The 12,947-nt window shown below is 61.5% G+C and carries 13 protein-coding genes and 1 riboswitch; of the genes, 7 read left to right on the top strand and 6 right to left on the bottom strand.

Translation table 11 applies throughout. The features are described 5' to 3' along the window. Positions 1-102 precede the first annotated feature (102 nt). A complete protein-coding gene (locus CK910_RS07590; protein WP_043137256.1) occupies positions 103-297 on the top strand; it encodes a heavy-metal-associated domain-containing protein in 195 nt (64 codons plus the stop codon). Between the two features lie 131 nt (positions 298-428). Next, on the top strand, positions 429-1,487 hold the full coding sequence (ansB, locus tag CK910_RS07585; RefSeq protein WP_098981962.1) for an L-asparaginase 2: 1,059 nt from the start codon (positions 429-431) through the stop codon (positions 1,485-1,487). Positions 1,488-1,582: 95 nt separating this feature from the next. Here the strand turns inward: ansB and CK910_RS07580 are convergent, their stop codons facing one another. Further along, positions 1,583-2,569 (bottom strand): sodium:calcium antiporter, encoded by a 987-nt coding sequence (locus tag CK910_RS07580; protein WP_253852836.1) that lies wholly within the window; start codon positions 2,567-2,569, stop codon positions 1,583-1,585. A gap of 88 nt (positions 2,570-2,657) precedes the next feature. Then, positions 2,658-2,765, bottom strand: a riboswitch (yybP-ykoY riboswitch). Positions 2,766-2,968: 203 nt separating this feature from the next. Here CK910_RS07580 and CK910_RS07575 point away from each other — a divergent pair. Beyond that, positions 2,969-3,556 (top strand): superinfection exclusion B family protein, encoded by a 588-nt coding sequence (locus tag CK910_RS07575; RefSeq protein ID WP_098981957.1) that lies wholly within the window; start codon positions 2,969-2,971, stop codon positions 3,554-3,556. A 213-nt stretch (positions 3,557-3,769) separates the two neighbouring features. Here the strand turns inward: CK910_RS07575 and CK910_RS07570 are convergent, their stop codons facing one another. The 4 genes from CK910_RS07570 to CK910_RS07555 form a co-directional block, all read right to left on the bottom strand. Next, a complete protein-coding gene (locus CK910_RS07570; RefSeq protein WP_043554384.1) occupies positions 3,770-4,228 on the bottom strand; it encodes a methylglyoxal synthase in 459 nt (152 codons plus the stop codon). Between the two features lie 88 nt (positions 4,229-4,316). Continuing rightward, entirely contained in the window at positions 4,317-6,422 is a 2,106-nt protein-coding gene (locus tag CK910_RS07565; RefSeq protein ID WP_098981952.1) for a DUF885 domain-containing protein, read from the bottom strand. 203 nt (positions 6,423-6,625) lie between these two features. Beyond that, positions 6,626-7,105, bottom strand: a complete 480-nt coding sequence (bfr, locus tag CK910_RS07560; RefSeq protein WP_005314068.1) for a bacterioferritin — start codon at positions 7,103-7,105, stop codon at positions 6,626-6,628. Positions 7,106-7,250: 145 nt separating this feature from the next. Beyond that, complete coding sequence (locus tag CK910_RS07555; RefSeq protein WP_172955265.1) at positions 7,251-7,457, bottom strand: bacterioferritin-associated ferredoxin; 207 nt, start codon at positions 7,455-7,457, stop codon at positions 7,251-7,253. Positions 7,458-7,594: 137 nt separating this feature from the next. Here CK910_RS07555 and CK910_RS07550 point away from each other — a divergent pair, with 137 nt between their 5' ends. Beyond that, positions 7,595-7,909: an HlyU family transcriptional regulator gene (locus CK910_RS07550; protein WP_098981947.1), complete on the top strand. Its 315-nt coding sequence runs from the start codon at positions 7,595-7,597 to the stop codon at positions 7,907-7,909. Continuing rightward, positions 7,906-9,969, top strand: a complete 2,064-nt coding sequence (locus CK910_RS07545; RefSeq protein WP_098981944.1) for a tRNA(Met) cytidine acetyltransferase TmcA — start codon at positions 7,906-7,908, stop codon at positions 9,967-9,969. Before CK910_RS07550 ends, CK910_RS07545 begins: the two co-directional genes overlap by 4 nt. Here CK910_RS07545 and CK910_RS07540 read toward each other — a convergent pair. Continuing rightward, complete coding sequence (locus tag CK910_RS07540; RefSeq protein ID WP_098981941.1) at positions 9,956-10,675, bottom strand: SDR family NAD(P)-dependent oxidoreductase; 720 nt, start codon at positions 10,673-10,675, stop codon at positions 9,956-9,958. The two genes, CK910_RS07545 and CK910_RS07540, sit on opposite strands and share 14 nt — an antisense overlap. Positions 10,676-10,883: 208 nt before the next feature. Between CK910_RS07540 and CK910_RS07535 the strand changes: the two genes are divergently transcribed. Together CK910_RS07535 and CK910_RS07530 are read left to right on the top strand one after the other, a co-directional pair. Then, positions 10,884-11,897, top strand: coding sequence for a chemotaxis protein (locus tag CK910_RS07535; RefSeq protein ID WP_043554378.1), 1,014 nt, complete (start codon positions 10,884-10,886; stop codon positions 11,895-11,897). Between the two features lie 334 nt (positions 11,898-12,231). Beyond that, the gene (locus CK910_RS07530) at positions 12,232-12,924 is read left to right on the top strand and encodes a B3/B4 domain-containing protein (protein WP_098981938.1); all 693 of its coding nucleotides are present in this window, start codon (positions 12,232-12,234) and stop codon (positions 12,922-12,924) included. Positions 12,925-12,947 lie beyond the last annotated feature (23 nt).

Here is a 12,947-nt window from a genome sequence, read left to right as displayed (position 1 = left end):
AGCCAGCAGAAAACGTGCTGCCTCTCATCCCCTCATCACCCCCTTGACCTTGCCGCGGGCGGCAGCTTTAGGCTGACAACACATCAACAGAGGAGATATCCCATGACCATCGAACTCACTGTGTCCGGCATGTCCTGTGGTGGCTGCGCCGCCAGCCTGCAAAAAGCCCTGCTGGCCCAGAGTGCAGTAACCCAGGCCCAGGTGGATTTTGCCAGCAGCAAGGCCGTCATCGAGAGCGAGCTGAGCAAGGCGGAGCTGATCGCCCTGATCGAAGCCAAGGGCTTCTCGGCAAGTTAAATTATCTCTATAGAGGTATAAAACAGGTTAAGGTTCTGTATCCAGCTGTTTTTTGGTGAGAGTCATCACAGACCCCCTCAACAGAAAGCGCAAACTTGCTGCAATTTTTATCACTCAGAAGGATTTGCAGCATGACTCTCCCTATCCGCAAGACACTGCTCTCCGCCGTCGTTGGCCTGACCCTCTCCCCCTTGGCCATGGCCCTGCCGCAGGTTCATATCCTGGCGACCGGTGGCACCATAGCCGGTGCGGGACAGTCCGCCACCCAATCCAACTATGAAGCGGGCAAGGTGGCCATCGAGACCCTGATCGCCGCCGTGCCCGAGATGAAGAACGTGGCCGACGTGCAGGGGGAGCAGGTGGTCAAGATCGGCTCCCAGGACATGAACGACGAGGTGTGGCTCAAGCTGGCCAAGCGGGTCAACGAGCTGCTGGCCAAGGATGACGTGGACGGCATCGTCATCACCCACGGCACCGACACCATGGAAGAGACCGCCTACTTCCTCAACCTGACCGTCAAGAGCGACAAGCCCGTGGTGCTGGTCGGCGCCATGCGCCCCTCCACCGCCATGAGTGCCGATGGCCCGCTGAATCTCTACAACGCCGTGGTTACCGCCTCCGACCCCGGCTCCAAGGGCCGTGGCGTCATGGTCGCCATGAACGACACCGTGCTGGATGCCCGCGACGTCACCAAGACCAACACCACAGGGGTGCAGACCTTCGCCGCCCCCAACTTCGGCCCGCTGGGTTACATCCACAACGGCAAGATCGACTACCAGCGCAGCCCGGCCCGCCTGCATACCAGCAAGACTCCATTCGACGTGAGCAAGCTCGACAAGCTGCCGCAAGTGGGCATCGTCTACAACTATGCCAACGCCACCGATCTGCCGGCCAAGGCCATGGTGGATGCCAAGTTTGACGGCATCGTCAGCGCCGGGGTGGGCAACGGCAACCTCTACCACACCCTGTTCGACACCCTGGCCAAGGCGAGCAAGGATGGCATCCGCGTGGTGCGCTCCGCCCGCGTGCCGACCGGCGCCACCACCCTGGATGCCGAGATCGACGACGCCAAGTACGGCTTCGTGGCCGCCGGCACCCTGAACCCGCAGAAGGCGCGCATCCTGCTGATGCTCTCCCTGACCCAGAGCAAGGATCCGGCCCAGATCCAGCGCTGGTTCCAGCAGTTCTGATCCCGGGGCTCAGCCCGTTAACGTAAACCCATGAAAAAAGGGCAGGATCGGATCCTGCCCTTGCTCATGGCGTCATCTTCACATAGCGCGCGCCGTCAGCTCACCATCAGCCAGCCGCAGAAACCCAGGTACACCAGTCCCACGCAGGCCAGCCTGCCCGCCGTCATCCGCCCACGGCTGAAGCCCCACCACAGCAGTACCACCGCCAGCAGGGTCACCAGCGAGGAGACCATCATGGTGCTGTCGAGCAACCAGGGGGTGAACAGCAGGCAGAATGCCTTGGGTATGGTGCCCTGGATCATCATGGCACCGGAGATGTTGGCCAGCGCCAGCCGGTTCTTGCCCTGACGCACCCAGATCAGCACGTTCATCAGCTCCGGCATCTCGGTCGCCACCGGGCTCAGCAGCAGGGCCGCCAGCACGGGAGAGAGGCCGAACAGCTCGCCCATGCTCTCCAGCTGATGAACGAACAGCTGCGCCGCCAGCGCGACCACCACCAATGCCACCAGAGTCTGCAGCAGCACCTTGCCGAGCGCCGGGATCTCGGCCTTGGGATCCAGCTTGAGGGGCTCTGGCAACTCGACCTCGTGGCTGTCGGTCTGTTTCAGCTCGCGCCGCACATAGACCAGATAAACCAGCACGAACAGCGGGGCCAGCCAGATTTTGCCGGTGAAGGCCACCATGCCGAGGGCCACCGCCACCAGGAAGATACCGACAAACCAGGCCTGATCCCGGCCTATCTCGCGCTGCACCTCGCCATCTATGACCCTGTGCTCACGGCTCATGCACAGCAGCAGGGTCACGCCGACGGCGGCATAGCCTATGGTGGATAGCACCAGGGGGCCACCGAGGGCGGCGCCTATCCCTATCTGTTGCTGGGCGGGGGCATCCCCCATCAGCAGTGCGGTCAGGGTAACTATGCATTCGGGCAAGGCAGTGCCGAGGGCCGCCAGCAGGGAGCCGGTGGCACTCTGGGAGAACTTGAAGTGATGGCCGGTCCATTCGATACCGTTGACGAAATATTCGCAGGCCAGGTAGATGGTGACGGCAGAGAGCAGAAATAACAGCAGGGTGATCAACATAATAGGCAACCGCCAGGCGAGCAGAACAACCGATGGACCCGATACGGCTCGCCCGGCTGGCTTGCGTATCGAGGCCAAAGGTCTTGCAGAGCGATAGATGCTATCGCCGCTCATGCCATGGATCTGAAGATCCAAGAATGTTGACATGAGCCCTGCCCGGATCACGGGCGGGTTGCTACTCCCCAATGACAGTGCGGGCTTTTTACCAAGTTGACCGCAGCCTCACAAGGCAAATTAATGATCATCCACTCAATAAGTTGTAAGAGAATGTAACGCCCCCTCGGTCAACGCCCCCGGTTTCTCCGTCCGGATCCCAACTCTTTCCCCCGGCATCCACGCCTTGGCACAACGATTGCTATGAGTTGTCTACTGTCCACAATAGTTTGGGAAGGATGAACGATGAAACGGTGGATCCAACATTTCTATCAACTGAACCGCCTCAACTGGCTCATGGTCTGGTTGCTACTCTGCTGCAGCATCATATTGCTGTTTCCGGCCGGCCTGATGAAGGGAGCCGTCAGCCAGTGGGCCACGGCCCACGCCGCCTGGCTCGGGGTCGGCATGCTGATCGCCATCTCCTACTTCTGCAGCCAGGGCTTCCTGATCGCCTGGGAGTGGGCCTGTGACGAATGGCAATCCCGCCGCCAGCAGGATCAGCTGGCCCAGATGATCGCCTTCCTCGATTTCAACGAGAAGGCGGTGCTGCGCGAGTTCGTGCTGCAACGCAAAAGCGTCATAAACTTGCCGATCACCGAGCCGGCCGTCAAAAACCTGATGGACGCCGGCGTACTCACCTACGCCTACGGCAAGCCGGTGCGGGAGAAAGAGGACGAGAACCAGATCCGGGCGCTGATGATAGCGCTGCCCGCGCGACCGCTGCTCACCTACAAGGTGCTGGGCCTCTCCCGTGGCAAGATGAGCGACGAACAGGTGGAGCAGATCATGAGCGCCAGACCCAAGTTCGCCCAGAAGGGCTTCCAGCGCTAACTTGCTGCCATCCTTCAAATAAAAGAGCCGGACTGTGTCCGGCCCTTTGCTATCTGGCTGTTTTTATTCAGTTCTGCCCTTGAGACAACCGGTACAGACCGGCGGATCTGCCGTTAGTCGGTTCTGGCTTTCAAATAACCGGCGCAGATTGGCGGATCTGCCCTTATTCGGTTCTGGCCTTCAAATAGCCGGCGCAGACTGGCGGATCTGCCCTTATTCGGTTCTGGCCTTCAAATAGCCGGCATAATCCGGGATCTGCACGCTGAACGCCTGCTGCATGTGAGGGCTGTCCATGATGAAGTCCGCGGTGGCCTCGTTGGTGGCAACCGGTATGTTCCACACGGCCGCCAGGCGCAGCAGCGCCTTCACGTCCGGATCGTGGGGCACCGCATTGAGGGGATCCCAGAAGAAGATCAGCACGTCTATCTTGCCTTCGGCAATCAGGGCTCCGAGCTGCTGGTCACCCCCCATGGGGCCGGAGAAGAGGCAGGTGATGGGCAGTTGCGCCTTCTTGCCGAGCATGGTGCCTGTGGTGCCGGTCGCGTAGAGATGGTGGAGCTTGAGCTCCTCCTTGCGGCGCATCACCCAGTTCAGCAGAGGGGTCTTCATGTTGTCGTGAGCCACCAGCGCCACCCGCTTGTGGGGCGCCATCTCACGTGCAATCAGTTCCATGGAATTCATCCGTAGCATTGTGATGGGAAGAGAGCCGTATCCTAATCGAAAGCGGCGCCCGCTGCCTTGCCGGGCGCCGTAACTGTGATCACTTCGACTGTTCAATCCACTGCTGGTTCTTCTGCTCCAGCACAGAGATGGGCAACATGCCGTATTCCAGCACATGGTGGTGGAACGCCTTGAGGTCAAACCGGCCGCCAAGGGCCTGCTCGGCAGACTCCCGCATCCGGATCAGCGCCAGCTGGCCCGCCTTATAGGAGGTTGCCTGACCGGTATAGGCCATGTAGCGCGGCACCTCGGAGCTGATGTCCCCCGCCCCCAGTGCCGAGTTCTCCTTCATGTAGCCGACGGCCCTGTCGTGGCTCCAGCCGTACCAGTGAATGCCGGTATCCACCACCAGCCGCATGGCCCTGAGCATCTCCTCGTTGAGACGGCCAAAGTACTGCAGCTGGTTGTTGAAGGCGGACGAGCCCTCGACCTTCACATCCCCCACGGCGGGATCATAGAGGCCGCGCCCCTGATAGAGCCCCATGTCGTGATCCGCCAGGTATTCGGTGTAGAGCGCCCAGCCCTCCGCATAGGCGGTATAGGAAGCGTTCGCCACGTACTGCGGGAAGTCGGGATCCTTGGCCGCCAGCTCCTGGGCTATGGTGATCTGGAAGTGGTGGCCCGGCGCCGCCTCGTGGGCCAGCAAGGTGCTGATGTTCCAGCTCTGCAGGCCATAGGGGTAGTAGGTGTTGAGGACGAACTGCCCCTTGCGGCCGGTCTGCGGGTTGCCGTCCTGATACCAGGCGACCCCGCCATAAGGCGCCTCGTCATAGGAGACGGGCACCACCTCGTAATCCAGCTTGGGAATGGTGCGCTCAGCATCGAAGAAGTCCGGCAACACCAGTGCCGCCTTGCTCTTGAAGCCGTTGTACTCCCGCAACGCCCGCTCATGCTCGGCCAGCGCCTGCTGTTGCGGCTCGCTCAGGGCCGCGCCGGCCGCATTGCCTGGGTTGAGATTGGCGGACCAGACAGCCAGCGGATTCTGGTAGAAGAAGGCCGGCTCGTTCAGATAGCGGAAGAAGTCATAGATCTGGCCGCTCTGCTTGCTCTGGGCCACCTCATCGCTGTCGCACTTGCCGACGGTATGGCACACCTTGACCATGGCACCGAAGATCCGCTCCACCTCGCTCAGCCCCAGCTCATGCACCTGCTCCGGCGTCATATTGGTGGTGGTGTGCTTCTTCAGCAGCCAGCGATACCAGTCGCGGCCATTGGTCATGCCGCAGAAACCGTCGTCACACTCGCCGCTGCCAAGGCGCACCGCGTAGGCGCCGCCATGCTGGTAATCCAGATAGTCCCGCAGTGCCAGATAGCGGCCGTTGATGCTGTCCAGCACCCCCTTGTACTCGGTGCGCAACGCCTCGTCGGCCTCTCCCGGCAACTGCTGCCAGCCGAGGTAAGCCCCGGCGATCGCCTCGCCATCCAGCTTGCTGTTGAGCTGGGCCAGCAGCCGGTCCACCAGCTCGTCCGGCAAGGTGTTGCCCTGGGCGCTGCCCAGCTCGAACTGGTGCTTCACCTCGGCCAGGTAGCCATCATAGGCCTTGAGCCAGACAAGGTGTTCCTGATACCAGGCCAGCGGGGCCGTCGTTGCCCTGGCCTGAGTGGCCAGCGCCGGAGCCTTGGCCGGGCGGTCGAGATCCCGCCGCCAGGCGGCATCCCCAGGCGCGACCCGCTCGGCCGAGCTCTGCTCGAAGTAATCGAAGCCGCTGCTGACGGTGCGGGCGGCCTTGCCGCTGGCGGGCGCAGCCCCCACGTCATCGGCCAGATCCACCACCCGGTTGCGGAAGTGGTGGATAGGGATCTGGGACTGGGGCAGCTCGTAGCCCGCCAGATTGATCTGCAGATCCCAGCGGATCATGTCGTAGAACAACCGGTCCCGCTCGCTCAACACGCTCGGGTCCAGGGCATCCAGCCGGCTGAGCAGCGCACTGTCGAGCGCCTTGCGTTTGGCAATGCTGGACGCATCGATGGCAAAACCGTAGGGATCCAGCGCCTGACTCTCGCGCAGGGCCTCGTCCATGGTTTGCATCAGGGAGGCCTTGGTCGCGGCGGGATCCGCCGGCGCGTTGGAGCTGTTGTCGTTGCAGGCAGCGAGGGAGAGTGCGATGGCGCAGGCAAGCGCCAGCTTGTTGGGCAAGAAGTGCATGGTGTAGTCCTTTAACCTGTTGTTATTGTGTGCCCCCGATCAGGGGCTCCAATAGTGCATCTCTCCCGCCCGCATTTTTGCGACCTGATTAACAAAAATAAGCTTGTTTTTCATACAGATGACAGCGATGAAAAGCTATGCAGCCGGACATGAAAAAACCCGCATGAGCGGGTTTTTGAATCGGCTTTTCATGCCATAACTATTCAGGATGAGCCGTGATGCAGCTGGGACTGCTGGTAGTTCTCCAGCCCGATGCGATCGATGAGATCGAGCTGGGTCTCCAGCCAGTCCACGTGCTCCTCTTCATCTTCCAGAATGTCCTGGAACAGGTCGCGGCTGATGTAGTCCTGCACCGACTCTGCGTAGGCGATGGCTACTTTCAGGTCCGGGATGGCATCCATCTCCAGCGACAGATCGCAGCGCAGCATCTCCTCCACCGTTTCACCGATGCGCAGCTTGCCCAAGTCCTGCAAGTTGGGTAGCCCCTCCAGAAACAGCACCCGCTTGACCAGTTCGTCGGCGTGTTTCATCTCATCGATGGACTCGTGATACTCCTTGTGCCCGAGCGCCTTGAGGCCCCAGTCATCGTAGATGCGGGCGTGCAGGAAGTATTGGTTGATGGCAATCAGCTCATTGGCCAGCACCTTGTTGAGGTGGGCAATGATCTTGGGATCTCCTTTCATCGACAGTGCTCCTTGGTTCGTGCCTGAGGCCTCGATCGTTAGAGCTTAGTCCAGAAAAGTGACAACAAGAGGTCTGGCGAGCCAGCTCGCCTGAGAGGAAGAGTGACCCTGTTGGCGGGTCGAGTCAGAAAAAGATCGGTTCGGGTCAGGCCACCTCGTAGTAGAGCGGGGCCTGTTCCAGCTCGACCTTGTCGAGTTCGGCGGCGATGATCTCCATGGTCATGCGCACACACTTGCCACACTGGGCCCCCACCTCCAGCGACTGCTTGAGCTGACGAAACTCGGTCTTGCCTGCCTGTACCGCCTTGCGGATCTGGGTATCTGTGATGCCGCGGCACAAACAGACGTACATAGTGTTTACCTCATGCTGGAATGCCATGAAATCTAAATGAGAATGGTTCGTAGTGCAAATAACAATTAGTAATAAGATCCCCTGCTTGCCAGCCATCAACCCCTTGGTGACAATGTCCCGTCACAGAGGAAAACATCATGCTCAAGAAACTGTTCACAACCCTGTTCGCAAGCAAGCCCGCCCCTGTCGTTGAGGTGACTCCCACCGAGTACGCCGGTTACCTCATCTACCCCGAGCCCATGGCGGAAGGGAGCCAGTACCGGTTGGCGGGTCGCATCACCAAAGAGATGGATGGCACGCTGCAGACCCACATCTTCATCCGCTCCGATCTGTTCGCCAATCCGGCCGATGCGGAGCGTTTCATGGTGCAGAAGGCGCACACCTTCATCGATCAGATGGGGGATCGCATGTTTGAACCCCGCGTCAAAGCGGGCGACAGTTCAGCCTCATGAGCCCTGCCGAGGTGAAAGCCCTGCGCCAGGCCCTGACCCAGGCAGGTGAACGGCGTCTGGTCTGGCTGGAAGGGGACGAGGCCGATTGCATCGCCCGTGCCGAAGCACTGCTGGGCGGCGTCATCTATTGGCTAGGAGAAGGTCCGGCCTGCCATGGGCCAATTCCTGCCGCCAAGGCACTGCAACGGCTCGGTCAAGAGTGCGACACCCTTGTCTTCAACGCTTTCAGCGGCTTTCATCCCGACGCCTTCGGCGCGCTGGCGGGCACACTGCGGGCGGGCGGCCTGCTGCTGCTGCTGACTCCCCCCAGAGCGCAATGGCCCGAATATCCGGATCCGGACAGGGTGCGGCTGGTAGCCCAGCCAGAAGAGGCTGATCGGGCCGGCCACGGCTTCATCGCCCGACTGGTGCACCTGCTGGCGGGGGATCCTGCGCTCTCCCTGCTCCCGCCCATCAGCCCAGAGCCCTGGCAGCCGATCGGTGAGCAGCGGCGGCTGAGCCATGATCAGGCCGGCGCCCTGCCCGCCATTGACAGGGTGTTGCACGGCCATCGTCGCCGCCCCCTGGTGCTGAGCGCCGATCGGGGACGCGGCAAGAGCAGTCTGCTGGGCCTCGCCGCCGCCGAGCTGCTGCACCAGCAACCCGACCTCAAGATAGTGGTGACGGCCCCCTCCCAGGCCACGGTTGCCACCCTGTTTGCCCACGCGGCACAGTCGCTGGGTACAGAGGTGGAACAACTGGCTGGCCTCGAGTTCTGCTCACCGGCCCGGCTGGTGCAGGAAGCCCTGCAACCTGATCTGTTGCTGGTGGACGAAGCCGCCGCCATCCCCACGCCGCTGCTGGAGGCCATGCTGGCCCGCCACAGCCGTATCGTCTTCGCCACCACGGAGCACGGCTACGAGGGCACGGGGCGCGGTTTTCACCTGCGTTTCAAGCGAGTGCTGGACCGTCAGACGCCGGATTGGCAGGAGATCCACCTGGCCGAGCCGATCCGCTGGAGCCCTGGCGATCCGCTGGAGCCGCTGGTATTCCGGCTGCTTGGCCTCAATGCCGAGGTGGATCCGCCCCTGCCACCGACCAGCCCGGGCTGGCGGCTGATCGGGCAGGATGCACTGGTGAACGACGAGGGGCTGCTCAGTCAGCTGTTCGGCCTGCTGGTGCTGGCGCACTACCAGACCACGCCGAGCGATCTCAGGTCTTTGCTGGAGAGCCCGGATCTCGACATCCACCTGCTGGAGCAGGAGCAGAGCCTGCTCGGGGTGGCGCTGGTGGCACGGGAGGGCAACATAGCTCCCGAGCTGGCCGAGCAGATCTGGGCGGGCCGACGGCGCCCGCGCGGCCATCTGCTGCCCCAGTCCCTGCTGGCCCACGCCGGTTTCAAGACGGCAGGGGCGCGCAGCTACGCCCGGGTGATGCGCATCGCCATCCACCCGGCGCTGCATCGCCACGGACTCGGCTCGCGACTGCTCGGCCAGCTGGAGGACTACTACCGGGAGGAAGGGCTCGACTATCTGGGCTCGGCCTTCTCGGCCAGCGCCGATCTGCTGCCCTTCTGGCGCAGGGCCGGGCTGCGGGTGCTGCGCATCGGCCTGCAACGGGATGCCGCCAGCGGCAGCCATGCCGCCCTGCTGCTCAAGGCGCTGAAACCCGAGTGGGAAGCAGAGCTGGCCCGGTGGCACCAGCGCTTCGCGTGCCAGCTGCCAACCCTGCTGGCAGGTGAGTTGAAAGAGCTGGAACCCGAACTGGTGTGGCAATCTCTGGAGGGGAGCCCTGCCCTGCCGATGCAGGATGAGTTTGAGCGCGATGAGCTGGTGTGCTTCGCTCACCACCACAAGCCGTTCGAGCTGTGCCAAGCCAGCCTGCAGCGTTGGCTGGCCGGCAATCTGCCACGACTGGCCGCCCTGACCCCCGCCGAGCGTCAGCTGCTGATCGCCACCATCTGGCAATATGCGGACTGGGGGCATCTGGCCAATCGGCTGCAACTGGCGGGCAAGCCGGCCATCATCAAGGCGCTGCGCACCCTGCTGGCTCGCCTGCTGGATACCCCTACCACTCGATAGGCTCGCCTCGCCAGTCGAGATAGCTGAGTTCGCCGTCTGGCATCAGCCGCGCCATCAGACTCACCAGCTGACGGGCTACCTGCTCTGGCGTCTGCAAGCTGCCGGCCGGCAGATTGGCGTGAAACGGGCGCGAGAGCTGGGTATCTACTGTGCCCGGATGAAACGCCAGCAGCTTGACGCCCGGGGCTCGCCGGGCAAGCTCGATGGCGGCGCACTTGAGCAGCATGTTGAGGGCCGCCTTGGAGGCGCGATAGCCATACCAGCCCCCCGCCCGATTGTCGCCTATGCTGCCGACCCGGGCACTGAGCACCGCCAGGGTACAGGGGCTCGACCCCAGCAGGGGCAGCAGCTGGCTGATCCAGCGCAGCGGCAGCAAGGCATTGATCTGGTAGAGGTGGGTCATGGCTTCGACATCGAGTGCTTCCAGCCGCTTTTCCGGCTTGATCTCCCCCTGATGCAGGATGCCATTGCAGATCACCAGCCGCTGCGGTCTCGGGGCCAGAGTGGCGATACGGGCCACCACGTCAGCCATCTGCTGATCGCTGTAATCACAAGCCAGCCAATGCAGCCGGGGATCCTCACACCCGACTGGGGCCGGCTGCCTGCTGACCGCCATGACGGAACCGGCCCCAGTCGCCAGCCAGTGGGCCACCAGCGCCTGACCTATAGCGCCCCCGGCTCCTATCACTACCATGCCCTCGTTCATGCTCGGCTCCTGTTTGCGGTGAGTGTGATGCCCTTCTCCATCACCTCTTTTTTTCCCTGTTAAGCTGTTACGCGCCTTCCTGTCTGCCGGATCAAGCAGTTATGAGGGCCATCTTGTGTGGATCTCCCCGGTGTGGGCGGATCCATTCCTATACTGAGGGAAAACCGCAGCCGGTGCTGCCAGCGCAACCAGAAGCACGAGAGTCGCCATGATGTCCAAAGACGGGGAAGAGCGTAAATCCATCCTGACCGAGAGCGGTACCAACGAGCTCGAGATCATCGAATTTCACCTCAAGAAGCAGCTACCCGATGGCAGGGAAAAGATCGCCTATTACGGCATCAACGTCGCCAAGGTGCGCGAGGTGATCCGGGTACCTGACACCACAGACTACCCCAACGCCCAGCGCCACATGGTGGGTGTCTTCTCCCTGCGCGAGCGGCTGATCCCGCTGGTGGATCTCGCGGGTTGGCTTGGCATCAAGACCAACCCGGACCCCAACAACAAGGTGGTCATAGTCACCGACTTCAACAAGATGGCGAACGGCTTCCTCATCGACAGCGTCAGCAGGATCCACCGGGTATCCTGGGAGGATGTGGAGTCCCCCAGCCAGTTTCTGGAGGCGGGCGAGAATGACTGTGTGGTGGCCGTGGTCAGGCGCGATGGCAACCTCATCATGATCCTCGACTTCGAGAAGATCATCGCCGACATCAACCCAGAGCTGAGCATGGAGAAGTACGATGTGACCCAGGATCGCAAGGTCCTCATAGACGATCGCATGATGGCACTGCGCCAGGCCAAGACGGTGCTGGTGGTCGACGACTCCGCCTTCATCCGCAAGATGATAGAGACCACGCTGCGCACCGCGGGCTACAACGTGGTGACCGCCAAGGATGGGGGCGACGGGCTGGAGATGCTGATGGAGTTCGACCGCCTGTCGCAGGAGGAGAAGATCCCGGTAGCCGAGTTTGTCAGCGGCATCATCACAGACGTCGAGATGCCCCGCATGGACGGCATGCACCTGCTCAAACGGCTGCGGGATACCCCTGCCTTCAAGACCACCCCCATCGTCATGTTTTCGTCGCTGATGAGTGACGACAACCGCCAAAAGGCGCTGCAGCTGGGGGCCAACGACACCATCACCAAACCCGAGCTGGGACGCATGGTCGGCATGATGGACAACTTCCTGCTCGGCATCCCCATCCCCAAACCGGGCAATCTGTAATGCCGTCAGCCTGACACTCAAGCAAACGGGCGCCTCGGCGCCCTTGTTGTTGATGTTTTTCAGCAGCATCAGAGATAGCGCTCCTGAGCCGTTCATCCCATTTCGCGAGAGAGCAACGAAAAGGCAGAGCTGCTTTCTGGATCGAGCTCCCATGCCAATCCTTCACTGACAGGCGGCTTGTCATTCCAAATCCTTATTGGCCTTAAGATTTTGTAAATTTTCTTATTATCATCGCCCAAGCAAGATGGCTCTCAAATTGAGTTTGATGTGGCTGATGCCATGCGCTATCGAGACATCAAATGTCGTCTCTATCAATGAATTTCCTGGAGTCGCTATGCCGTTGTTCAAGCCGTTAATCACCCCTGAAGTAACCGATATGGCTCCCGGATTCCGAGCCTTGAGCATCACTGTCCAGGCGGCTGCCATTGCAGACCCCACAGTGGGGATGCGGGCCCTGGAACAAGCAGCCCTTGCCATGGCCAGAGAAGATGCACCCTGGGCCGATGCACACCTCTCCGCCTGGGCGGACCTCTTTAGAAAATTTGGCGCCAAACCACAGCGCACTCCCTGCTCCGCCGAAGCCCTGCGAAAACGGGTTGCCCGTGATGGCCACCTGCCGAGTATCGATCCTGTCGTTGACCTCTATAACGCCATCAGCATTGAGTACGCCATACCGGTAGGGGGCGAAAACCTGACCACCTATGAAGGGACGCCGAGGTTGGTGGTTGCCGATGGCAGCGAGCTATTCGACACAATGAAGGGCGGCGAAGTGGCTCATGAATCGCCAGAACCCGGTGAAGTGGTATGGCGGGATGACAAGGGGGTGACATGTCGACGCTGGAACTGGAGACAGGGAGTCAGGACCAGGCTCAATGTGGAATCGAGCATGATGTGGTTCATTCTGGAGAGCTTGCCCGAAATGCCCCTGGAAGCTTTGCAAGCAGCCGGGAACAAGCTGATTGAAGGCATACAGCAGATGATGCCCGGAGCCGTGATAGAACAAACCGTCATTGGCCATGTCGAGTGACCACAACGCCGGACTGGCCGTCT

The organism is Aeromonas sp. CA23, from assembly GCF_002587065.1.
GTDB classification, from domain to species: Bacteria; Pseudomonadota; Gammaproteobacteria; order Enterobacterales; family Aeromonadaceae; genus Aeromonas; species Aeromonas bestiarum.
The sequence above is the reverse complement of the archived record's forward strand: the minus strand, read 5'-3'. Positions and strand labels throughout refer to the sequence as shown.